21 protein-coding genes and 2 pseudogenes are annotated in these 23,488 nt (G+C 63.3%); 15 read left to right on the forward strand and 8 right to left on the reverse strand.

Features of this window, described 5'->3' with window-relative positions:
* Nucleotides 1-52 precede the first annotated feature (52 nt).
* The 7 genes and pseudogenes from N181_RS15280 to N181_RS15315 all read right to left on the reverse strand — a co-directional run bounded on the left by N181_RS15280 (nt 53) and on the right by N181_RS15315 (nt 8,210).
* A complete protein-coding gene (locus N181_RS15280; protein WP_014330009.1) occupies nt 53-286 on the reverse strand; it encodes a formate dehydrogenase subunit delta in 234 nt (77 codons plus the stop codon).
* Nucleotides 287-314: 28 nt separating this feature from the next.
* Nucleotides 315-1,220: a formate dehydrogenase accessory sulfurtransferase FdhD gene (gene fdhD / locus N181_RS15285; RefSeq protein WP_037398018.1), complete on the reverse strand. Its 906-nt coding sequence runs from the start codon at nt 1,218-1,220 to the stop codon at nt 315-317.
* Nucleotides 1,221-1,228: 8 nt separating this feature from the next.
* Entirely contained in the window at nt 1,229-4,108 is a 2,880-nt protein-coding gene (fdhF, locus tag N181_RS15290; RefSeq protein ID WP_037398020.1) for a formate dehydrogenase subunit alpha, read from the reverse strand.
* Nucleotides 4,109-4,337: 229 nt separating this feature from the next.
* A complete protein-coding gene (locus N181_RS15300) occupies nt 4,338-5,894 on the reverse strand; it encodes a formate dehydrogenase beta subunit (protein ID WP_037398027.1) in 1,557 nt (518 codons plus the stop codon).
* Complete coding sequence (locus N181_RS15305; RefSeq protein WP_014330013.1) at nt 5,891-6,370, reverse strand: formate dehydrogenase subunit gamma; 480 nt, start codon at nt 6,368-6,370, stop codon at nt 5,891-5,893. Before N181_RS15305 ends, N181_RS15300 begins: the two co-directional genes overlap by 4 nt.
* A gap of 187 nt (nt 6,371-6,557) precedes the next feature.
* Nucleotides 6,558-7,451 (reverse strand): LysR family transcriptional regulator, encoded by an 894-nt coding sequence (locus N181_RS15310; RefSeq protein ID WP_037398030.1) that lies wholly within the window; start codon nt 7,449-7,451, stop codon nt 6,558-6,560.
* Between the two features lie 37 nt (nt 7,452-7,488).
* Nucleotides 7,489-8,210 (reverse strand): annotated as a pseudogene (locus N181_RS15315) (SDR family NAD(P)-dependent oxidoreductase).
* Here N181_RS15315 and N181_RS33735 point away from each other — a divergent pair.
* The 11 genes and pseudogenes from N181_RS33735 (at nt 8,121) to N181_RS15365 (ending at nt 19,326) form a co-directional block, all read left to right on the forward strand.
* Nucleotides 8,121-8,354, forward strand: coding sequence for a hypothetical protein (locus N181_RS33735; RefSeq protein WP_162267710.1), 234 nt, complete (start codon nt 8,121-8,123; stop codon nt 8,352-8,354). The pseudogene N181_RS15315 and the gene N181_RS33735 overlap by 90 nt on opposite strands.
* Nucleotides 8,355-8,414: 60 nt before the next feature.
* Nucleotides 8,415-9,179 (forward strand): DeoR/GlpR family DNA-binding transcription regulator, encoded by a 765-nt coding sequence (locus N181_RS15320; protein WP_014330015.1) that lies wholly within the window; start codon nt 8,415-8,417, stop codon nt 9,177-9,179.
* Between the two features lie 129 nt (nt 9,180-9,308).
* Nucleotides 9,309-10,826: a glycerol-3-phosphate dehydrogenase gene (gene glpD, locus N181_RS15325; protein WP_037398036.1), complete on the forward strand. Its 1,518-nt coding sequence runs from the start codon at nt 9,309-9,311 to the stop codon at nt 10,824-10,826.
* Nucleotides 10,827-10,902: 76 nt separating this feature from the next.
* Nucleotides 10,903-11,973, forward strand: coding sequence for an ABC transporter ATP-binding protein (locus N181_RS15330; RefSeq protein WP_014330017.1), 1,071 nt, complete (start codon nt 10,903-10,905; stop codon nt 11,971-11,973).
* A gap of 20 nt (nt 11,974-11,993) precedes the next feature.
* Nucleotides 11,994-13,064 carry an ABC transporter ATP-binding protein gene (locus N181_RS15335; RefSeq protein WP_014330018.1) on the forward strand — a complete coding sequence of 357 codons (1,071 nt, stop codon included), beginning with the start codon at nt 11,994-11,996 and terminating at the stop codon, nt 13,062-13,064.
* Nucleotide 13,065: 1 nt separating this feature from the next.
* Nucleotides 13,066-13,932, forward strand: coding sequence for a carbohydrate ABC transporter permease (locus tag N181_RS15340; protein WP_014330019.1), 867 nt, complete (start codon nt 13,066-13,068; stop codon nt 13,930-13,932).
* 19 nt (nt 13,933-13,951) lie between these two features.
* Nucleotides 13,952-14,775 (forward strand): annotated as a pseudogene (locus N181_RS15345) (carbohydrate ABC transporter permease).
* A gap of 10 nt (nt 14,776-14,785) precedes the next feature.
* The gene (locus tag N181_RS15350; RefSeq protein ID WP_014330020.1) at nt 14,786-15,067 is read left to right on the forward strand and encodes a DUF2160 domain-containing protein; all 282 of its coding nucleotides are present in this window, start codon (nt 14,786-14,788) and stop codon (nt 15,065-15,067) included.
* An 84-nt stretch (nt 15,068-15,151) separates the two neighbouring features.
* Nucleotides 15,152-16,876, forward strand: coding sequence for an ABC transporter substrate-binding protein (locus N181_RS15355; protein WP_014330021.1), 1,725 nt, complete (start codon nt 15,152-15,154; stop codon nt 16,874-16,876).
* A gap of 273 nt (nt 16,877-17,149) precedes the next feature.
* Entirely contained in the window at nt 17,150-18,622 is a 1,473-nt protein-coding gene (locus N181_RS15360) for a nucleobase:cation symporter-2 family protein (RefSeq protein ID WP_014330022.1), read from the forward strand.
* 98 nt (nt 18,623-18,720) lie between these two features.
* Nucleotides 18,721-19,326: a deaminase gene (locus N181_RS15365; RefSeq protein ID WP_014330023.1), complete on the forward strand. Its 606-nt coding sequence runs from the start codon at nt 18,721-18,723 to the stop codon at nt 19,324-19,326.
* 45 nt (nt 19,327-19,371) lie between these two features.
* Here the strand turns inward: N181_RS15365 and N181_RS15370 are convergent, their stop codons facing one another.
* Nucleotides 19,372-19,800: a Fur family transcriptional regulator gene (locus tag N181_RS15370; protein ID WP_014330024.1), complete on the reverse strand. Its 429-nt coding sequence runs from the start codon at nt 19,798-19,800 to the stop codon at nt 19,372-19,374.
* Nucleotides 19,801-19,923: 123 nt separating this feature from the next.
* Between N181_RS15370 and N181_RS15375 the strand changes: the two genes are divergently transcribed.
* Genes N181_RS15375 through N181_RS15390 form a run of 4 tightly spaced genes read left to right on the forward strand, consistent with a single transcriptional unit; the run spans nt 19,924 to nt 23,457 of the window.
* On the forward strand, nt 19,924-20,826 hold the full coding sequence (locus N181_RS15375) for a metal ABC transporter substrate-binding protein (RefSeq protein ID WP_014330025.1): 903 nt from the start codon (nt 19,924-19,926) through the stop codon (nt 20,824-20,826).
* On the forward strand, nt 20,823-21,752 hold the full coding sequence (locus tag N181_RS15380; RefSeq protein ID WP_014330026.1) for a manganese/iron ABC transporter ATP-binding protein: 930 nt from the start codon (nt 20,823-20,825) through the stop codon (nt 21,750-21,752). Before N181_RS15375 ends, N181_RS15380 begins: the two co-directional genes overlap by 4 nt.
* The gene (locus tag N181_RS15385; protein WP_037398044.1) at nt 21,749-22,609 is read left to right on the forward strand and encodes a metal ABC transporter permease; all 861 of its coding nucleotides are present in this window, start codon (nt 21,749-21,751) and stop codon (nt 22,607-22,609) included. The genes N181_RS15380 and N181_RS15385 overlap by 4 nt, the downstream gene beginning before the upstream one ends.
* Complete coding sequence (locus N181_RS15390; protein WP_037398048.1) at nt 22,606-23,457, forward strand: metal ABC transporter permease; 852 nt, start codon at nt 22,606-22,608, stop codon at nt 23,455-23,457. Before N181_RS15385 ends, N181_RS15390 begins: the two co-directional genes overlap by 4 nt.
* Nucleotides 23,458-23,488: the final 31 nt, after the last annotated feature.

Raw genomic sequence — 23,488 nt, forward strand, 5'->3', positions numbered from 1 at the left:
GGAGCCCCTCCCCTTGTGGGGAGGGGTTGGGGAGGGGTTTTTCGATCTGCGATTACGCCGCTTCCGGGCGGCGGATCTTCGGAGCGGCTTCGAGCACCAGCGGGTTCAATCCCTCGCCGCCGTGATCGATATGCTCGAACAGCTTGCGGCGCATGCGGGGCTCCCAGTATTTGTTGATATGCGTTGCCACGCCCTGCGCCGCCACTTCCGCCGGCTGGCTCTGGAAGAAGGTGGCGATCTGGTTCGCCATGTAGATCAGCTTGGCGTTGGGATTTTCAGGCGACATCGGCGACTGCTCCGCTCTCTATTGTGTATCAGCGCGGAATGCGGGCGGAAAAGCGCGCACACTTTTCCTCATCCCGTTCTATGCGCTCGGCATGGGTGAAGATTTCGAATTCGTCGCCGCGCACCAGCGCGATTAGCGTCATGCCGGCTTCCTCCGCCGTGCGGATCGCAAGCGCCGTCGGCGCCGAGATGGCAATGATGACCGGGCTTCCGGCAATCGCCGTCTTCTGCACCATCTCGACGGAGACCCGCGAGGTGACGACGACTGCGCCTTGCGCGCCCTTGAAGCCGGCCCGCGCGGCGGCACCGGTGAGCTTGTCGAGCGCATTGTGTCGACCGACGTCCTCGCGAACCGCGATCAGCCCCCTCCCCGGCACGTAGAAGGCCGCACCATGCACGGCGCGCGTCTCAAGGTGCAGGGGCTGCTGGCCGTTGAGCAAGCCGACCGCCTGAACGACATCCTGTTCGGAAAGTCTCAGGGGCGAACCGGAAACATCCGGTGTCGCTCGCACCGCCTGGTCGATCGACTCGATGCCGCAAAGGCCGCAGCCGACGGGACCGGCCATATGGCGGCGGCGCAAGCGCAGAGCATCGTTCTGCTCGTCCCGGAGGCTGATCTGCAGGTCGATACCCTTGTCCTCGGCGACGACATCGACCGTCTCGATCTGATCCGGGTCCGTGATAATGCCTTCCGTCAGGCTGAAGCCGACGGCGAAGTCCTCGACATCGGCGGGCGTCGCCATCATCACGGCATGCGTCGACCCGCCATAGGTCAAGGCGATCGGTGTCTCCTCCGGCACGACGCGCGATTGCGGGACGAGCACGCCCGCGCGACGCGCCTTTTCCGGAACCTTCGCCGTTGTGCTGAAACGGGTCCTGTCGGCCGGGCCGACCGTGACGGTCGTGGGAGAGGACGGAAGTCGTTTGCCTGCCATTCCGCCCCCTACTCCGCCGCCTCCAGCTTGCCGGCGATCCGCCGCGACTGTCGGGCCTGCTCGTCATAGTCGACCTGCCAGTCGGAAGGGCCGTTCGAAGGCGAGACCTGCACCGCCGTCACCTTGTATTCCGGGCAATTCGTCGCCCAGTCGGAGAAGTCCGTGGTGATGACGTTGGCCTGGGTCGTCGGGTGATGGAAGGTGGTATAGACGACGCCCGGCGCGACGCGGTCGGTGATCAGTGATCTGAGCGTCGTCTCGCCCGAGCGGCTGGCGAGCCGGATCCAGTCGCCGTCACGGATGCCGCGCTGCTCCGCATCGTGCGGATGGATTTCCAGCCGGTCTTCCGGGTGCCAGACGACATTGTCGGTACGACGTGTCTGGGCGCCGACATTGTAGTGGCTGAGGATGCGGCCGGTGGTCAAGAGCAGCGGGAAGCGCGGTCCGGTCTTCTCGTCGGTCGCCACATATTCGGTGCGGATGAACTTGCCCTTGCCGCGCACGAAGCCGTCGACATGCATGATCGGCGAGCCGAGCGGCGCCTTCTCGTTGCACGGCCACTGCACGGAGCCCATCTTGTCGAGATAGTCATAGGAGACCATGGCGAAGCTCGGCGTCGTCGCGGCGATCTCGTCCATGATCTCGGACGGATGACCATAGTTCCAGTCGAGCCCCATGGCCTGGGCGAGCGTCTGCGTGACCTCCCAGTCGGCATAGCCGTTCTTCGGGCGCATCACACGGCGAACGCGATTGATGCGCCGCTCGGCATTGGTGAAGGTTCCGTCCTTTTCCAGGAAGGTCGAGCCCGGCAGGAAGACATGCGCATAGTTGGCCGTCTCGTTGAGGAAGAGATCCTGCACCACGACGCATTCCATCGCCGCAAGGCCGGCGGCAACATGCTTCGTGTCCGGGTCGGATTGCAGGATGTCCTCGCCCTGGATGTAGAGCGCCTTGAAGGTGCCGTCGACCGCCGCGTCCAGCATGTTCGGGATGCGCAGGCCCGGCTCGTTGCTGAGCGTCACACCCCAGAGCTTCTCGAAGATCTCGCGCGTCGCATCGTCGGAGATGTGGCGGTAGCCGGGCAGTTCGTGCGGGAACGAGCCCATGTCGCAGGAGCCCTGCACGTTGTTCTGGCCGCGCAGCGGATTGACGCCGACGCCCGGCCGGCCGATGTTGCCGGTGACCATGGCGAGGTTGGCGATCGCCATGACGGTGGTCGAGCCCTGGCTGTGCTCGGTGACGCCGAGGCCGTAATAGATAGCGCCATTGCCGCCGGTCGCGTAAAGGCGAGCAGCGCCGCGCACCAGTTCGGCCGGAACGCCGGTATAGGCCTCGGTCGCTTCCGGACTGTGATAGGGCTCTGCCACGAAGGCCGCCCAATCCTCATATTCCGACCAGTCGCAGCGCTCGCGGATGAAGGCTTCGTTGGCAAGGCCTTCGGTGACGATGACGTGCGCCAGCGACGTCAGAATGGCGACGTTGGTACCGGGCTTGATCGGCAAGTGGTAGGACGCTTCGACATGGGCCGAGCGGACGAGGTCGATCCGGCGCGGGTCGATGACGATCAGCTTGGCGCCCTCACGCAGTCGCTTCTTCAGCCGCGAGGCGAAGACCGGATGGCCATCGGTCGGGTTGGCGCCGATGATGATCGCGACATCCGTATGCTCGACGCTGTCGAAATTCTGCGTGCCGGCCGAGGTGCCGAAAGTCTGGTTGAGGCCGTAGCCGGTCGGCGAATGGCAGACGCGGGCGCAGGTGTCGACATTGTTGTTGCCGAAGCCGGCGCGCACCAGCTTCTGCACCAGATAGGTTTCCTCGTTGGTGCAGCGCGACGAAGTGATGCCGCCGACCGAATCGCGGCCGTACTGATACTGAATGCGGCGGAACTCCGAGGCGACATGGGCGAAAGCCTCCTCCCAGGTCACTTCGCGCCAGGGATCGGTGATCTTCTCGCGGACCATCGGGTTGAGAATGCGATCCTTGTGGCTCGAATAGCCATAGGCGAAACGGCCCTTGACGCAGGAGTGGCCGCGGTTCGCCTGGCCGTCCTTCCACGGCACCATGCGCACCAGCTCCTCGCCGCGCATCTCCGCCTTGAAGGAGCAGCCGACGCCGCAATAGGCACAGGTGGTGACGACCGAATGCTCGGGCTGGCCGATCTCGATCACCGATTTTTCCGTCAGCGTCGCCGTCGGGCAGGCCTGCACGCAGGCGCCGCAGGAGACGCACTCGGAGGAGACGAAATCCTCGTTCATCCCTGCCGAAACCTTGGAGTCGAAGCCGCGGCCGCTGATCGTCAGCGCGAAGGTGCCCTGCACTTCCTCGCAGGCCCGCACGCAGCGCGAGCAAACGATGCATTTCGCCGGATCGAAGGTGAAATAGGGATTGGATTCGTCCTTCGGCGCCCATTGGCGATTGATTTCGCCGTTGTTGCGCGCCTTGACGTGATTGGCGCCGTCATAGCCGTAGCGCACATCGCGCAAACCGACGGCACCGGCCATGTCCTGCAGCTCGCAATCGCCGTTGGCGGCGCAGGTCAGGCAGTCGAGCGGATGGTCGGAGATATAGAGCTCCATGACGCCGCGGCGGACATCCTTGAGCCGCTGCGTCTGCGTCGAAACACTGATGCCCGCTGCCACCGGCGTCGTGCAGGAGGCCGGCATGCCGGCGCGGCCCTCGATCTCGACGAGACAGAGCCGGCAGGAGCCGAAGGCCTCCATCATGTCGGAGGCGCAGAGCTTCGGCACCTCGACGCCGGCTTCCATCGCCGCGCGCATGATCGAGGTGCCTTCCGGCACGGTGATCTCGCGCCCGTCGATCGTCAGCGTCACCAGCTTTTCGGATTTCGAAGCAGGAGTGCCGTAGTCGATTTCATGAATGAGAGACATTAACGGGCCTCCTGAGAAGATACGTTCAAGGGGGCGGACTTACCCCCCTCTGGCCTGCCGGCCATCTCCCCCACAAGGAGGGAGATCGACCCGCGGCAAGCCGTCCGATCCGACAAAACGGTCAGCGCGTGTCTAGCGTTCCGATGGGCACACAGGGCGTGCCGCATGTGTTCTCCCCCCTTGTGGGGGAGATGGCCGGCAGGCCAGAGGGGGGTGTGCGCCGCCGCCATCATTCCGCAGCCTCCGCTATCGGCGCCGGCGAGAAATCCTCCGGGAAGTGCGTCATCGCGCTCATCACCGGATAGGGCGTGAAGCCGCCGAGCGCGCAGAGCGAGCCGAACTTCATCGTATTGCAAAGATCGGTAAGCAGTTCGCGGTTCTTTTCCGGCTCGATGCCGGCCGCGATCTTGTCCGCCACCTCGACGCCGCGCATCGAGCCGATGCGGCAGGGGGTGCACTTGCCGCAGCTCTCGACGGCGCAGAATTCCATGGCGAAGCGCGCCTGCTTCAGCATATCGGCGGTGTCGTCGAAGACGACGATGCCGGCATGGCCGATCAACCCGTCCCTTGCAGCGAAGGCCTCATAGTCGAAGGGCGTGTCGAACAGCGCCCGCGGGAAATAGGCGCCGAGCGGACCGCCGACCTGCACCGCCTTGACCGGCCGGGCGCTCGCCGTGCCGCCGCCGATCGCGTCGACGATCTCGCCGAGCGTCAGGCCGAAGGCCGTTTCGAAAAGCCCGCCATGCTTGACGTTGCCGGCGATCTGGATCGGGATCGTGCCGCGCGACCGCCCCATGCCGAAATCGCGGTAGAAGGCGGCGCCCTTGTCCATGATGACCGGCACCGAGGCGAGCGAGATGACGTTGTTGATGACGGTCGGACAGTCGAACAGACCCTTATGCGCCGGCAGCGGCGGCTTGGCGCGCACCAGCCCGCGCTTGCCCTCGAGGCTGTTCAAAAGCGAGGTCTCCTCGCCGCAGACATAGGCGCCGGCGCCGGTCCTGACTTCCATGTCGAAGGCATGCGCCGATCCGAGCACGGATTGGCCGAGCACGCCGGCGGCGCGGGCGATCTCGATCGCGGCGCTCATCGCGGCAATGGCATGCGGATATTCGGAGCGGGTATAGACATAGCCCTTGGTCGCGCCGGTGGCGATGCCGGCGATCGCCATGCCCTCGATCAGCACGAAGGGATCGCCCTCCATGATCATCCGGTCGGCAAAGGTACCGCTGTCGCCCTCGTCCGCATTACAGACGATGTATTTCTGTGCGCCTTGGGCTTCGAGAACGGTCTTCCACTTGATGCCGGTCGGGAAGCCGGCGCCGCCGCGGCCGCGCAGGCCGCTTTCGGTGACCTCGGCGACGATCGCCGCCGGCGCCATGGAGACGGCCTTCTCAAGGCCGCGCAGTCCGCCATGGCCGCGATAGTCGTCGAGCGACAGGGGATCGGTGACGCCGCAGCGAGCGAAGGTCAGGCGAGTCTGGTTCTTGAGGAACGGTATCTCCTCGGTCTTGCCGAGACAGAGCGGATGCGCGCCGCCCGAGACGAGCCCGGCATCGAGGAGCGAGGCGACATCGCGCGCCTTCACAGGACCGTAGGCGATGCGGCCCTCGGCCGTTTCGACTTCGACGAGCGGCTCCAGCCAGTGCATGCCGCGCGAGCCGTTGCGGATAATGGCAGCGTCGACGCCACGGGCGGCGATCGCCTCGGCCATCGCCGTCGCCACCTTTTCGGCGCCAAGCGCAATCGCTGCGGCATCACGCGGGATGTAGATCTTCACGGTCATCGGCGTGCCTCCGCGACCAGCGCTTCGAGTTCCGTGTCGTCAAGCCGCGCATGCACCTCGCCGTCGAGCATCGCCGACGGCGAGCAGGAACAGAGTCCCAGACAGTAGACCGGCTCGAGCGTGACGGCCCCGTCCGGCGTCGTCTCGTGGAAATCGATGCCGAGCAGGGCCTTGGCGCGCTCGGCAAGCCGGTCGCCGCCCATCGACTGACAGGCTTCGGCGCGACAGAGTTTCAGTACGTGTCGACCTGCCGGGTGTTCGCGGAAATCGTGATAGAAAGTGACGACGCCATAGACTTCGGCGCGCGACAGATTGAGTTCGCGGGCAAGCACCGGCAGGCACGCCTCAGGAACATAGCCGAACTCGTCCTGGATCTCGTGCAGGATCGGCAGAAGCGGGCCTTCCAGCCCCTTGAGTTCGCCGACAATCGCCAGCGTCCGCTCGGCCACGTCTGCACCCGCCAAATGAGTATTCACGCGAAGAGCCCTCCCGGCTCGTGGCGCGCCGCGATCAGAGCCATGCTCGACCACTCCCGCACCGGATGTCTTCATACGCCTATCCGCAGAGGTCGGAGCTCCTTCGGCCCCTGCACAGGCAACAAGCTTCGCGCTTAAGGCCAGAAGGGTCAATAATGCTGTTCCGTTGGTCGATAGAAAAAATCTATCAAGCGGCGTTGCGCTCGCTGAGCATGCGTGCCTCGTGCAGCAATGCCGAGACCAATGGCGTAAACGGCTCACGATAGGTCGCCACCAGGCCGACCGTGTGGCGCACGTCCGGTTCGATGATCGGAATCATCCGGATATTTTCGTGAAAGCCGAAAGATTTCGCGACGTTATAAGGCATGATGCTTGCCCATCTTCCGGTCCGGACGTGGGAGAAGAGCACGATCATCGAGTTCGATTCGAGCGTCGGGGTCGCCACCGCGCCGGCTTCGGCAAAATGCTGATTGATGATGCGCCGGTTCTGCATATCGGCCGTCAATAGACAAAGCCGAATATTGCTAACCTCTTTCCAGGTCACGCTTTCGCGATCCGAGAGCGGTGTTCCGACGGCGGTAACCAGGTGATATTGCTCGATCTGCAGCGGCACGCTGGTGACGCGGCCAAGCGGCTCGTTCTCCAGATAGGTCAGCCCCGCATCGATCTCGAGGTTTTCGAGCAGCGCCAGGATCTGCAGGGAGGTGGTCGACAGCACCGAGAAGGTAACGTCGGGGTGCTTTTCCTGAAAGGGTGCGGTGATCAGCGGCACCATCGACAGCGTCGTCGGTATGGCGGCAAGGCGGATATGGCCGGAAAGCCCCTTGCGCGCCGCGCGCATCTCTTCGCGCATGGTACGCGTATCGCCGACGATCCGCCGCGCCCATTCGAGCACCCGCTGGCCTTCAGGCGTCAGCCCCTGGAAGCGCGAGCCGCGATTGACGAGGATGACGCCGAGCTGGTCCTCGAGCTGGCGAATTGCCGCCGACAGCGTCGGCTGCGTCACGCCGCATTCCTCCGCCGCACGGCCGAAATGCCGTTCGCGGGCGAGGGCGAGAAAGAACTCCAACTTGTCGATCATTGCTTGTCGAACATTGCTCGTCGGTTACTCTGGGGCCTCAGCAGATCAGTTGCCCACCATTCACCTCCAGCACCTGGCCGGTGATATAGCCGGAAAGCGCATGGGAGGCGAGGAAGAGATAGGCGGGCGCGCAATCCTCGGCGGTCCCAAGCCGCCCGAGCGGGATCGACTTGCGCGTCGCCTCGAGCTTGTCGGGCGTCGAGTAGCGCTCGTGGAAATCGGTGGTGATCGTGCCGGGCGAAACGCAATTGACGCGTATCCCTTCCGGCGCCAGTTCGCGCGCCAGTGCCTTGGAATAGGTGGCGACGAAGGCCTTGGTGGCCGAATAGATTGACGAGCCGGCGCTGCCGCCGGAGCGCGCCGAGATCGACACCGTGTTGACGATGGCCGGATGCGTGCCCTTCAGCAACAGCGGCAGCATCGCCCGGGTCATCTCGACGACCGAGGTCTGGTTGAGCTGGATGATCGTCCGGTACGCGTCGTCGCTCAATTCCGCCGCCGGAAAGCGACCGACCATGGTGCCGGCATTGTTGACCAGCACGTCGAGGCTGTCGCAAGCGTCTCAACGCCGCCGGCGGCGAGAAAATCCGCCGCCGAGAGGAATGCCCTGCCCTCAGCCGCCACCAAGTCGAGAAAATCGGGACGCGTGCCGGGAGTCGTCCGGCCAACATGGACCAGCACCCTCGCGCCGCAATCGAGGAACTGCCGCGCGACTTCGAGACCGATACCGCGACCGGCACCGGTCACCACCACATTCATGCCTTTGAACAAGGCCGGATGATACATCGACTTCCCTTCCTCCCACTGGAAAAACCACGCTGGCGCATCCAACAATGGATTGCAACGGTGGTATCGGCGATTGCGGCATCGAAGATCGAATCTGCAACCAATCGCCGATTCTGAAATTGCGCGGCTTTCGTTTTTGCCTATTATGAAAGAAAACGAAAGCAGAGGGAGCGAAGCATGTATCTCACCGGACGGCAAGAGGAGATCCTGGAACTGGCCAAGGCCGAGGGCCGGGTGCTCGTCGAGGAACTCGCCCAGCGTTTTTCGGTGACGCCGCAAACCATCCGCAAGGATCTGAACGACCTCTGCGATGCCCGGGTGCTCAACCGCATTCACGGCGGCGCGATCTTCCCGAGCGGCAAGGAGAACGTGAAATACGATGCCCGCCGCCAGATTGCCGCTCCGGAAAAGCAGGCGATCGGCCGTGCCGCCGCCGCTCTCATCCCCGACAACGCCTCGCTGTTCATCAATATCGGCACCACCACCGAAGCGGTCGGCGAGGCGTTGCTCGACCACAAGGAATTGATGGTCATCACCAATAATATAAACGTCGCCAATCGGTTGCGCGTCTTTCCCTCGATCGAAGTGGTGATCGCAGGCGGGGTGGTGCGCGGCTCGGACGGCGGCATCGTCGGCGAAGCAGCGGTCGACTTCATCCGGCAGTTCAAGGTCGATTTCGCCGTCATCGGCGCTTCCGCGATCGACCACGACGGGGCGCTTCTCGATTTCGATTATCGCGAAGTGAAAGTCGCGCAAGCGATCATCGCCAATGCGCGCCACGTCATCCTGGTTTCCGATTCGACGAAGTTCGAACGCACAGCACCGGTCAGGATCGGCCACATTTCCCAGGTCCAGACCTTCATCACCGACCGATGCATCGTTGAAAACGTTCGCAAAATCTGTTCGGAGCAAGGTGTCAAACTGGTCGAGACCGAGGCTTGATGCCAGCCAAACGGGCCCCGGGAGATTCGGGAAACATTCGTTTGACATTCGAAATGTTTTCGTTTTAACTGCCTTCACTTTCGCGATTGCATCAATTTGTGCATTGCGAAAAGTGGAGGGGAAATCACGGTGTCAGAGCAGGCAATCTTCGACGTCTTTGTCATAGGCGGCGGCATCAACGGATGCGGCATTGCGCGTGATGCGGTCGGCCGGGGATATTCGGTCGCGCTCGCCGAAATGGACGATTTCGCTTCGGGCACCTCCTCCGGCTCCACCAAGCTCATCCATGGCGGCCTGCGGTATCTCGAGCATTACGAATTCCGGCTGGTGCGCGAGGCGCTGATGGAGCGCGAGGTGCTCTGGGCGATGGCGCCGCACGTCATCTGGCCGATGCGCTTCGTACTGCCCTATCACAAAGGCGGCCCGCGGCCGGCCTGGCTGATCCGTCTTGGGCTCTTCCTCTACGACCATATCGGCGGGCGCAAGCTGTTGCCGGCGACGAGCACGCTGGACATGACCCGCGACCCGGCGGGCGCGCCACTGAAGCGTCTCTTCACCAAGGCCTTCGAATATTCCGACGGCTGGGTCGACGACGCCCGGCTGGTGGTGCTGAACGCCCGCGACGCCGCCGACCGCGGCGCACGGATCATGGCCCGCACACGGGTCGTTTCGGCACGGCGCGAAAACAGTCACTGGGCGATCGAAACCGAGGACACCGGGACCGGGGTACGCGAAACCGTTCGCGCCCGCCTGCTCGTCAACGCCACCGGCCCCTGGGTCGACCGCGTGCTCGCCGATACGCTCGGCAAGAACGATGTTCGCAATGTCCGCCTCGTCCAGGGCAGCCATATCGTCGTGAAGAAGAAATTCGACGATCCGCGCGCCTATTTCTTCCAGAATCCGGACGGGCGGATCATGTTCGCCATCCCTTACCAAAACGATTTCACCCTGATCGGCACCACCGACCGGGATTTCACCGCCGACCCCGCGGACGTCCGTATCAGCGATGCCGAGGTCGGCTATCTCTGCAAATCGGCAAGCGAATATTTCAGCGATCCGGTCACCACGGACGATATCGTCTGGACCTATTCGGCGGTGCGGCCGCTCTATGACGACGGCGCCAGCAAGGCGCAGGAGGCGACCCGCGACTATGTCCTGCGGCTCGAAGGGCAGAACGGCCAGGCGCCGCTCCTCAATGTCTTCGGCGGCAAGCTGACGACTTATCGGCGGCTCGCGGAATCGGCACTCGAAAAGGTCGGCGAGGCGATCGGCGCCAAGGGCAGCAAGTGGACCGCCGCATCGCGCCTGCCGGGCGGCGACTTTGCGGCGTCCGGCTATGACGCCGAGGTCGACAAGCTGAAGGCGCGCTACCCTTTTCTCACGATGTCGCACGCCCGCCGGCTGGTCCGGCTCTACGGCACGCTGACGTCAAAACTTCTCGGACACGCCGCAAGCGAGGCCGATCTTGGAAAACATTTCGGCGCCGATCTCTACGAGGTCGAAGTCGACTGGCTGATCGGGCAGGAATGGGCGCGCCGCGCCGAGGACGTGCTCTGGCGCCGCACGAAACTGGGATTGAAGCTGACGCCGGCGGCGGCCGCGGAATTGGAGGACTACATGCGCGGCGCCGTCAACGCCGCCGCATAGTAAGAGTTGGAGCGCTCATCCCGCTCTGATCCGCGATTGAAACTGCCGATGGCTGGGTGGAACACCGGAGAATTCAATGCTTGAAATGAAGAACATAACCAAGGTCGTGGGCGGGGAGACGCATATCCACCCGACCGACCTTGTGCTGGAGCGGGGGTCGCTGAACGTGCTGCTCGGCCCGACACTCTCCGGCAAGACGTCGCTGATGCGGCTGATGGCCGGCCTCGACAAGCCAGCCTCCGGTTCGCTCCATTTCGACGGCGCCGACGTCACCGGCCTGCCCGTGCAGCGGCGTTCCGTTGCGATGGTCTATCAGCAGTTCATCAACTATCCGGCGATGACGGTCTACGACAACATCGCCTCGCCGATGCGTATCAAGGGGGCCGACAACGCCACGATCGACCGCGAAGTCCGCAAGGCCGCAGAACTCCTGAAGCTGACACCTTATCTCGACCGCACGCCGCTCAATCTCTCCGGCGGCCAGCAGCAGCGCACCGCGCTTGCCCGCGCCATCGTCAAGAATGCCGACCTGGTGCTGCTCGACGAACCGCTCGCCAACCTCGACTACAAGCTGCGCGAGGAACTGCGCGAGGAACTGCCGAAGATCTTCGCCGCCTCGGGCGCCATCTTCGTCTACGCGACGACCGAACCCTCGGAGGCGCTGCTCCTCGGCGGCAATACCGCCTCGTTGAGCGAAGGCCGCATCACCCAATTCGGCCGCACCATCGACGTCTACCGCCGTCCGGTCGACATCATTACCGCCCGCACCTTCGCCGATCCGCCGCTCAACACGATCGAGCTGGTGAAAGCGGGATCGGATTTCACGCTCGAAGGTAAGCCGGTCCTTTCCGTTCCCGCGCATCTGGCGGCGGTTTCCGACGGACCCTGCATGGTCGCCTTCCAGCCGCACCACATCTCTTTCGACCGACCCGAGGCAAGCGGCAACCCGCTCACCGTCAAGACGGCCATTTCCGAGATCGCCGGGTCGGAAAGCTTCATTCACGTCGGCTTCGCCGATGCGCGCTGGGTCATGCTGGCGCGCGGCATTCACGACATCGAACCGGACGCGACCCTCGATGTGTTCGTCGACACCCGCCACCTGATGGCCTTCGGGCCTGATGGCCGGGCGATCGGCGGGACCGCGTAGGGAGGCGCTGGGAGGAAACCATGGCACGCATCAATCTCGAACACATCCGCCACGCCTATGGCGCCAAGCCGAAGTCGGAAGCCGACTACGCGCTGAAGGAAGTCCACCACGAATGGAACGACGGCGGCGCCTATGCGCTGCTCGGCCCATCGGGCTGCGGCAAGACCACGCTGCTCAACATCATTTCGGGGCTGATCAACCCGTCGGAAGGCCGCATCCTGTTCGACGGCACCGACGTGACGCATCTGACGACGCAGCACCGCAACATCGCCCAGGTGTTCCAGTTTCCGGTCATTTACGACACCATGACCGTCTACGACAACCTCGCCTTTCCGCTGCGCAACCGGCATGTGCCGGAAGCCGAAGTCGACCGCCGCGTCAAGGAGATCATCGAGATGACCGGCCTTGGCGGCTGGGCGAAGAAGACGGCGCGGGGGCTGACGGCCGACCAGAAGCAGAAGATCTCGCTCGGCCGCGGCCTGGTGCGCTCCGATGTCAGCGCCATCCTGTTCGACGAGCCGCTCACCGTCATCGATCCCGAGATGAAATGGGTGCTGCGCTCGCAGATCAAGCGGCTCCACAAGCAGTTCGGCTTCACCATGGTCTATGTCACGCACGACCAGACCGAGGCGCTGACCTTCGCCGACAAGGTCGTCGTCATGTATGACGGCCAGATCGTCCAGATCGGCACGCCCGCCGAGCTCTTCGAGCGACCGCGCCACACCTTCGTCGGCTACTTCATCGGCTCTCCGGGCATGAACGTCCTGCCGGCCGAGATCGCCGGCAACACGGCAGCCGTGGGTGACCAAAGCATCGCCCTCAATTTCCAGCCGAAGGTCAATGCCGGCGCCAAGACGGAGCTCGGCATCCGCCCGGAATTCATCTCGCTCGGCCGCGACGGCATGCCGGTGGCGATCACCAAGGTCGAGGACATCGGCCGTCACAAGATCGTCCGCGCCCGCTTCGCCGACCGGCCGATCTCGATCATCGTCGACGAAGACGGCGAGATCCCGGCCGAGCCGCGCGTCACCTTCGACCCGAAGGCCATCAATATCTACGCCGATTCCTGGCGCGTCGGCGAGGAGGCCTGACATGGAAAAGACCTGGAACAACAAGGCCTGGTTCATGGTCCTGCCGGTTCTGGTGCTCGTCGCCTTCTCGGCGGTGATTCCGCTGATGACCGTCGTCAACTATTCGGTGCAGGACACCTTCGGCAACAACGAGTTCTTCTGGGCCGGCACCGACTGGTTCATGGACGTGCTCGAATCCGACCGCTTCTGGGACGCACTCACCCGCAACCTGATCTTCTCGGCGATCATCCTGGCGATCGAAATCCCGCTCGGCATCGTCATCGCGCTGAACATGCCGAAGAAGGGCATCGGCGTGCCGATCTGCCTCGTGCTGATGGCGCTGCCGCTGTTGATCCCGTGGAACGTCGTCGGCACCATCTGGCAGGTCTTCGGCCGCGTCGACATCGGCCTGCTCGGACGCACGCTCGCCGCGCTCGGTATCAATTATAATTACGTGCAGAACCCGCTCGACGCCTGGGTGACGCTGATCGTCATGGATGTCTGGCACTGGACGAGCCTCGTCGTGCTGCTCTGCTATGCCGGTCTCGTCTCGATCCCCGACGCCTACTACCAGGCCGCCAAGATCGACGGCGCATCGCGCTGGTCGGTGTTCCGCTACATCCAGCTCCCGAAGATGAAACGCGTCCTCCTGATCGCCTTCCTGCTGCGCTTCATGGACAGTTTCATGATCTACACGGAGCCTTTCGTCGTCACCGGCGGCGGCCCGGGCAACTCGACGACCTTCCTGTCGATCGATCTCGTCAAGATGGCAATCGGCCAGTTCGACCTCGGTCCGGCCGCAGCCCTCTCGATCATCTACTTCCTCATCATCCTGCTCTTGTCGTGGATCTTCTACACCGTGATGACCACCAGCGACGCGCAAGGCTGAGAAAGGAGGGAGGAGCAAAATGATGACCAACAAGCAACCGCTTTCGCAACGCCTCTCCTGGCTGGTGCCGACGATCTACATCGTCTTCCTGCTGCTGCCGATCTACTGGCTCGTCAATATGAGCTTCAAGGAGACCAGCGAGATTCTCAGCACGTTCTCGCTCTGGCCGCAGAACCCCACGCTCCGTAACTACGCGGTGATCTTCACCGATCCCTCGTGGTACAACGGCTACATCAACTCGATCACCTACGTCGTCTTGAACACGCTGATCTCGGTGACCGTGGCGCTGCCGGCCGCCTACGCCTTCTCGCGCTACCGCTTCCTCGGCGACAAGCACCTGTTCTTCTGGCTCTTGACCAACCGGATGGCGCCGCCGGCAGTTTTCGCGCTGCCCTTCTTCCAGCTCTATTCCGCCTTCGGCCTGATCGACAGCATATCGCCGTCGCGATCGCCCACTGCCTGTTCAACGTGCCGCTCGCCGTCTGGATCCTCGAAGGCTTCATGTCCGGCGTACCGAAGGAGATCGACGAGACCGCCTATATCGACGGCTACTCCTTCCCGCGCTTCTTCGTGAAGATCTTCGTGCCGCTGATCGCCTCCGGCATCGGTGTCGCCGCCTTCTTCTGCTTCATGTTCTCCTGGGTCGAACTGCTGATCGCCCGCACGCTGACGACGACGGACGCCAAGCCGATTGCCGCGACGATGACGCGCACGGTTTCGGCCTCCGGTCTCGACTGGGGTGTGCTTGCCGCCGCCGGCGTGCTGACCATCATCCCGGGCGCGCTCGTCATCTATTTCGTCCGCAATTACATCGCCAAGGGCTTCGCCCTGGGTCGCGTCTGAGGAGATTTCTATGGACTTTTCATGGATGGCTTGGACGCTGCCGACGGCGCTGTTCTTCCTGGCGATCGCGCTGATGCTGGTCGGCATGGGCGTCTGGGAGTATGTCTCGCCCGGCGGCAATCCGCGCGTCGGCGTCCTGCGCTTCGAGACGACCCGCGGCGACCGGCTGTTCGTGTCGCTGCTCGGAAGCGCATTCATTCACCTCGCCTGGCTGGGGCTGGTCGGCGCAAATCTCTGGTGGGCGCTCGCCCTCTCGGTGATCTACGCCATCGCCGTGTTCCGCTACGTCTGAGGCACCGGAACGAGGGGCGTCCTGCGAGGGGCGCCCCTCGAAACTGCAAGAAAACGCAATCGCAAAACCCAAAGGGAGGAATTAATGCGACGGCATCTTATGACAACGACGGCGGCCATGCTGCTGGCACTTACCGGCTCGGCCTTCGCCGGCATGGACGAGGCGAAGCAGTTCCTCGACAAGGAAATCGGCGATCTCTCCGCGCTCGACCGCGCTTCACAGGAAGCGGAAATGCAATGGTTCGTCGATGCGGCGAAGCCCTTCGCCGGCATGGAGATCAAGGTCGTTTCCGAGACGATCACCACGCATGAATATGAAGCGAAGACCCTGGCCAAGGCCTTCTCCGACATCACCGGCATCAAGATCACCCACGACCTGATCGGCGAAGGCGACGTCGTCGAAAAGCTGCAGACGCAGATGCAGTCGGGCGAAAACGTCTATGACGCCTACATCAACGATTCCGACCTGATCGGCACCCATTGGCGCTACCAGCAAGCCCGCAACCTGACCGACTGGATGGCCAACGAAGGCAAGGACGTCACCAACCCGAACCTCGACATCGACGACTTCATCGGCAAGTCCTTTACCACCGCTCCGGACGGCAAGCTCTACCAGCTTCCCGACCAGCAGTTCGCCAACCTCTATTGGTTCCGCTACGACTGGTTCAACGACCCGAAGATCCAGGAAGAGTTCAAGGCCAAGTACGGCTACGACCTCGGCGTTCCGGTCAACTGGTCGGCCTATGAGGACATCGCCGAGTTCTTCAACGGCCGCGAGATCGACGGCAAGAAGGTCTATGGCCACATGGACTACGGCAAGAAGGACCCGTCGCTCGGCTGGCGCTTCACCGACGCCTGGCTGTCGATGGCCGGCAACGGCGACAAGGGCATCCCGAACGGCCGCCCGGTCGACGAATGGGGCATCAAGGTCGACGAGAACTCGCGTCCGGTCGGTTCCTGCGTCGCACGCGGCGGCGACACCAACGGCCCGGCTGCGGTCTATTCGATCGACAAGTATCTGACTTGGCTGAAGAGCTACGCCCCGCCGGAAGCCCAGGGCATGACCTTCTCCGAATCCGGTCCGGTTCCGGCCCAGGGGGCGATCGCCCAGCAGATGTTCTGGTACACGGCCTTTACCGCCGACATGGTCAAGGATGGTCTGCCGGTCGTCAACGCCGACGGCACGCCGAAGTGGCGCATGGCCCCCTCGCCGCACGGTGTCTACTGGAAGGACGGCATGAAGCTCGGCTATCAGGACGCCGGTTCCTGGACGCTGCTGAAGTCGACGCCGGACGATCGCGCCAAGGCGGCCTGGCTCTATGCGCAGTTCGTCACCTCGAAGACGATCGACGTGAAGAAGAGCCATGTCGGCCTCACCTTCATCCGCCAGTCGACCCTCGACCATCCGAGCTTCACCGAGCGCGCACCGAAGCTCGGCGGCCTGATCGAGTTCTACCGTTCGCCGGCCCGCCTGCAATGGTCGCCGACCGGCACGAACGTGCCTGACTATCCGAAGCTGGCACAGCTGTGGTGGCAGGCGATCGGTGACGCTTCTTCCGGCGCCAAGACCGCGCAGGAAGCCATGGACTCGCTTTGCGCCGAGCAGGAGAAGGTGCTGCAGCGCCTCGAACGCGCCGGCATCCAGGGCGATATCGGTCCGAAGCTCGCCGAGGAGCACGATCTCGAATACTGGAACGCGGAAGCCGTCAAGGCCGGCAACCTCGCTCCGCAGTTGAAGGTCGAGAACGAAAAGGACAAGCCGGTCACCGTCAATTACGACGAACTGGTCAAGAGCTGGCAGACCAACTAAGTCTGCAATATCGCCGCCCGTTCCGTCGGGCGGCGGTACAGTATCAGGAGATGCGGCGCCGGGGCTGGCAACAGCCCCGGTTTTCTCTTTCCTTGCGGCCGCAAACCGCACCCTGTTCGGCCCACAAGAGCTGACCGAGAGCATTACCGCCGTACAACCGAAAACTGTTTCCCTTTTTTCGATAAAGTCAGGCTCCACAGCCAATGCCATAGTTTGCCGCCCACGTCGTAGGAGGAGGTGGGCATACACGCAAAGGTATTGGAGGAGATTACCTTGGCAAACAGCCCAGAGGAAACCGTGGCGCAATCGCGCCCGGAAGATGAAAAGCTCGGCATCGGCGCCAACCTGGCCTATGGCCTGCAGCACGTGCTGACAATGTATGGTGGTATCGTTGCCGTGCCGCTGATCCTGGGCCAGGCGGCGGGCCTGAGTTCCGGCGAGATCGGCCTGCTTGTCACCGCATCCCTTTTCGCCGGCGGTCTCGCCACCATCCTGCAGACGCTCGGCCTGCCGTTCTTCGGGAGCCGGTTGCCGCTGGTCCAGGGTGTTTCGTTTTCCGGCGTCGCGACAATGATTGCCATTTCCGGCAATGGCGGCATGCAGTCGGTGCTCGGCGCGGTCATGGCCGCGTCACTGGTCGGCCTTCTGATCACGCCGATCTTTTCGCGGGTCACCCGGTTCTTCCCACCGCTCGTCACGGGCATCGTGATCACGACGATCGGCTTGACGCTGATGCCGGTCGCGGCACGCTGGGCGATGGGCGGCAATAGCCAGGCGCCGGATTTCGGCAGCCCGGCCAATATCCAGCTCGCCGCAGTGACGCTCGTCATCGTACTTTTGCTGAGCAAGCTCGGCAGCTCCGCGATCTCGCGGCTGTCGATCCTGCTCGCGCTGATCATCGGCACCGGCGTCGCCTATTTCACCGGAATGGCCGATTTCTCGCAGGTGACCGAAGGGCCCTTCTTCGCCCTTCCGACGGTCTTCCACTTCGGCTATCCGACCTTCGAGATTGCCGCGATCGTGTCGATGTTCATCGTCATCATGGTGACGCTGGTCGAGACCTCGGCGGATATCCTTGCGGTCGGCGAAATCATCGAAACGAAAGTGGATTCGCGCCGGCTCGGCGATGGGCTGAGAGCCGACATGCTCTCCAGTCTCATCGCGCCGATCTTCGGCTCCTTCACCCAAAGCGCCTTTGCCCAGAATGTCGGGTTGGTGGCGGTCACCGGCGTCAAGAGCCGCTACGTGGTGGCGACCGGCGGCCTGTTCCTCGTGGCGCTCGGCTTGCTGCCGGTCATGGGCCGCATCGTGGCGGCGGTTCCGAGTGCCGTGCTCGGTGGCGCCGGCATCGTGCTCTTCGGCACGGTCGCGGCGAGCGGCATCCGCACCCTCTCGAAGGTCGACTACAACAACAACATGAATCTCGTTATCGTCGCCACCTCGATCGGCTTCGGCATGATCCCGATCGCCTCCCCGGACTTCTATGAGCACTTCCCGGCCTGGTTTGCGACGATCTTCCATTCCGGCATCAGTTCCGCCGCCTTGATGGCGATCAGCCTCAACCTGATCTTCAACCACCTGACCGCCGGAAACTCCGACCAGCAATCGGTATTTGTCGCAGGGACGGAGCGGACGCTCCGCTACCAGGACATCGCGCGGCTGCACGATGGCGACTATTTCCTCAACGGCAAGCTCTACGACGCGAAGGGCCTTGAGGTGCCGGTGATCGCCTCAGAAGCGCACTAGTCCCAAACTGCCGCAACGAATCTCGCTTGCGCCCGGGAACGGTCACGACCGCTCTCGGGCCGGCGCAGCGACGCGGACGCAACAACAAAGGAACGATCATGGCACAACAACACGAAATGCTCGGGCTGCTCGACGCCCTACTGACGACGATGGAGCACGGCATCATCCCCGCGACGGAAGCCGGCGTCGCGGCCGGCAACAAGATCTTCGGCGCCGCCCTCATCAGGAAATCGGACTTGTCGCTGGTCCTCGTCGAGACCAACAATGAAACCGAGAACCCGCTCTGGCACGGCGAGGTCCATACCTTGAAGCGGTTTTACGAAATGGCAGGCCTGGAACGCCCGGATTCGCGCGACCTCATCTTCCTGTCGACGCACGAACCCTGCTCCATGTGCCTTTCGGCGATCACCTGGGCGGGCTTCGACAATTTCTACTATTTCTTCAGCCACGAGGATTCGCGCGACGCCTTTTCGATCCCGCACGACCTGAAGATCCTCAAGGAGGTGTTTACGCTGGAACCCGGCGGCTACAACAGGACGAACGCCTTCTGGAAGGGCCAGTCGATCCACGATCTGATTGCCGCCCTTCCCGAGCCCGACCGCGCTCCGCTTCAACAGCGGGCCGATGCGATCGGCCGTAAATATGCCGATCTCTCCGCCGCCTATCAGGCCGGCAAGGCGGACAACGCCATCCCGCTGAACTAGGCCGCCTTCGCGGCTTATTCTCCGGCGAAGACGGAGACATCCCGATCAATCCTTGCGCTTCCGGCAATAGAGCTCCAGCCGGTGGCGCACCAGGTCGTACCCGAGCTCGGCGGCGATTTCCGCCTGCAACTGCTCGATCTTGTCGGAGCGGAACTCGATCACCGCGCCGGTTTCGATATCGATCAGATGGTCATGATGCGGAGCGTCGGCCGTCTCGAATCGGGCGGTGGCATTCTCGAAAGCATGCCGCTGCACGACTCCCTGTTGCTCCAGCGCCGATAAAGTCCGGTAAACGGTCGAGAGCGACACCGTCGCGTCGATTTCCTTGGCGCGCCGATGCAGTTCGCTCGCATCCGGGTGGTCTTCCGCCTCGGCCAGAATCTTGAGGATCGCGGCGCGTTGGCGGGTGACGCGCACCCCCCCGTCACGAAGGATTCCTTCCAGTTCGACGATCCTATTCTTGCTCTGGCTCATGCGGCGACACTAGCCAAGGGCGTTGGCTTTGAAAATAGCTAGTTGCAAATGGTTCTCATGTGCATTGACTTATGCAGGCCATTCGCCTAGGCATTGGGCCGGTTCAAGATTGAGGAGCGATGGATGATCGATCGGACGCGGCGCATGATTCTGGCGGCAGCAACGGCAATGGCTGCCTTTTCCCTCCTGTCCGGCGCGGCGGCAGCGGAAAAATTCAAGGCGGTTACCACTTTCACGGTCATTGCCGACATGGCGCAGAATGTTGCCGGCGATGCGGCGATCGTCGAATCCATCACCAAGCCCGGCGCCGAAATCCACAACTACCAGCCGACCCCGCGCGACATCCTGAAGGCGCATGATGCCCAATTGATCCTCTGGAACGGCCTCAACCTCGAGCTCTGGTTCGAGAAATTCTTCCAGAACTTCGACGACATTCCGGGCGTCGTCGTCTCCGAAGGCGTCGAGCCGATGGGCATCGCCGAAGGCCCCTATACGGGCAAGCCGAACCCGCATGCCTGGATGTCGCCGTCGGCGGCGATGATCTATGTCGACAACATCCGCGACGCCTTCGTGAAATTCGACCCGGAGAACGCCGAGGCCTACAAGGCGAATGCCGAGGCCTATAAGAAGAAGATCGAGGCGACCATCGCGCCGATCAGGGCCGAACTCGACAAGATCCCGGCGGAAAAGCGCTGGCTGGTCTCCAGCGAGGGCGCCTTCAGCTATCTCACGCGGGATTTCGGCCTGAAGGAGCTCTATCTCTGGCCGATCAACGCCGACCAGCAGGGCACGCCGCAGCAGGTGCGCAAGGTGATCGACGCGGTGAGGGCCAACCACATTCCGGTGGTGTTCTCCGAGAGCACCATCTCGCCAGATCCGGCCATGCAGGTGGCACGCGAGACGGGTGTCAAATATGGCGGCGTGCTCTATGTCGATTCCTTGAGCGAGGCCGACGGACCGGTCCCGACCTATATCGATCTCCTGCGTGTCACGTCCGAAACGATCGCGAAAGGTCTTTCGCAATGAACCTTCAGGTAAAGGCCCGGCCGACCCCGCGACCGGGCCCTCTGGACGAGAGCAGCGGCATTCGCGTCCACAATGCCACCGTCACCTATCGCAACGGCCACCGCGCCCTGCATGATGCCTCCTTCGAGATTCCGACCGGCACGATCGCCGCGCTGGTCGGCGTCAATGGCAGCGGCAAGTCGACGCTGTTCAAGGCCATCATGGGCTTCGTCCGGTTGGCGAAAGGCGATATCTCGGTCCTCGGCCTCACCGTGCCGCAGGCACTGAAGAAGAATCTCGTCGCCTATGTCCCACAGGCCGAGGAGGTCGACTGGAATTTTCCCGTCCTCGTCGAGGATGTGGTGATGATGGGCCGTTACGGCCACATGAACATGCTGCGCATCCCGAAGCGGGCCGACCATGAGGCGGTCGAGGCGGCGCTGGCGCGGGTCGGCATGAGCGATTTCCGCAAGCGCCAGATCGGCGAGCTTTCCGGCGGCCAGAAGAAGCGCGTCTTCCTTGCCCGGGCGCTCGCCCAGGACGGCCGCGTCATCCTGCTCGACGAGCCCTTCACCGGCGTCGACGTCAAGACCGAAGACGCGATCATCCGCCTGCTCCTCGCGCTTCGCGACGAGGGACGCGTGATGCTCGTCTCCACGCACAATCTCGGCAGCGTGCCGGAATTCTGCGACCGCACCGTGCTCCTGAAGAACACCGTTCTCGCCTACGGTCCGACCGAGACCACCTTCACCCGCGACAATCTCGAACTCGCCTTCGGCGGCGTGCTGCGTCACTTCGTACTCGGCGGCGACAGCCTGCACGACGATGCCGATCCCCGCCAGCTTTCCGTCATCACCGATGACGAGCGACCGCTTGTCATGTACGGCGCGAAGGGAAAAATGGTGACGCAGCCGGCCAAGCTCGAGACCGAGGCGGACAGCGAATGATCGCCCTGCTCGCCGAACCCTTCACCTATGGCTACATGCTGAACGCCATGTGGGTCAGCGCGCTGGTCGGCGCCGTCTGCGCCTTCCTGTCGGCCTATCTGATGCTGAAGGGTTGGTCGCTGATCGGCGACGCACTGTCCCATGCGATCGTCCCCGGCGTCGCCGGCGCCTATATGCTCGGCCTCCCATTCTCGCTCGGCGCCTTCTTCTCCGGCGGGCTCGCCGCCGCCGCCATGCTGTTCCTGAACCAGCGGACGCGGTTGAAGGAGGATACGATCATCGGCCTGATCTTCACCTCCTTCTTCGGCCTCGGCCTGTTCATGGTGTCGCTGTCGCCGACGTCGGTGAACATCCAGACGATCGTGCTCGGCAACATCCTCGCCATCACCCCGGCCGACACGCTGCAGCTCGCCCTTATCGGCATCGTCTCGCTGCTGATCCTCTCGGCGAAATGGAAGGACCTGATGGTGACCTTCTTCGACGAGAGCCATGCCCGCTCGATCGGCATCCATACGACCTTCCTGAAGGTGCTGTTCTTCACCCTGCTTTCGGCCTGCACGGTGGCCGCGCTGCAGACCGTCGGCGCCTTTCTCGTCATCGCCATGGTCGTGACGCCGGGCGCGACTGCCTATCTGCTCACCGACCGCTTCCCGCGCCTGATCATCATCAGCATCGCCATCGGCGCGGCCACGAGCTTCTTCGGCGCCTATGCGAGCTATTTCCTCGACGGCGCCACCGGCGGCATCATCATCGTGCTGCAGACGTTGATCTTCCTGCTCGCCTTCGTGCTGGCCCCGAAACACGGGCTGATCGCCGCCCGCCGCCGCGCGGCCGAGGCGTTGGAGGTTGCCCGATGATGTCTTTCGACATGCTCACCGCCGTCTTCGAGTTCGAGTTCATGCGCAACGCGCTGCTGATCTCGGTCCTCGTCGCCGTCCCGACGGCCATGCTCTCCTGCTTCCTGGTGCTGAAGGGCTGGTCGCTGATGGGCGACGCGATCTCGCACGCGGTTTTCCCGGGCGTCGTCATCTCCTACATCGTCGGCCTACCGCTTGCCGTCGGCGCCTTTGCCGCCGGCATGTGCTGCGCCCTCTTGACCGGCTATCTCAAGGAAAACAGCCGCATCAAGCAGGATACGGTGATGGGCGTCGTCTTTTCCGGCATGTTCGGCCTCGGCCTGGTGCTCTACACCAAGATCCAGAGTGACGTGCATCTCGACCACATCCTCTTCGGCGACATGCTCGGCATCGGCTGGGGCGATATCCTCGAAACCGGTATCATCGCCGTTTTCGCCGGGGGCATCCTTTCCCTCAAATGGCGCGACCTGCTGCTGCACGCCTTCGACCCGGCCCAGGCGCGCGCCGTCGGCTTGCCGGTCGGCTGGCTGCATTACGGGCTGCTCGCCATTCTGTCGTTGACGATCGTCGGCGCGCTGAAAGCCGTCGGACTGATCCTCGCGATCGCCATGCTGATCGCCCCCGGCGCGATCGCCTTTCTGGTGACGCGGACATTTGGCGGCATGCTGATCGTCGCGGTCTCCGTTGCGGTCCTCGCTTCGTTCTCGGGCGTTTACCTATCCTTCTTCATCGACAGCGCCCCCGCCCCGACCATCGTCCTCCTGATGACAGCGATCTTTCTCGTCGCCTTCGCCTGGTCCACCTGGCGGACGGCGCGAATCGAAGCGCATCGCACCCGCGTCGAATAGAGTCGCAGGTCGAATTAAAGTCTCCTCCCCA

Source organism: Sinorhizobium fredii USDA 205, assembly GCF_001461695.1.
GTDB lineage: Bacteria > Pseudomonadota > Alphaproteobacteria > Rhizobiales > Rhizobiaceae > Sinorhizobium > Sinorhizobium fredii.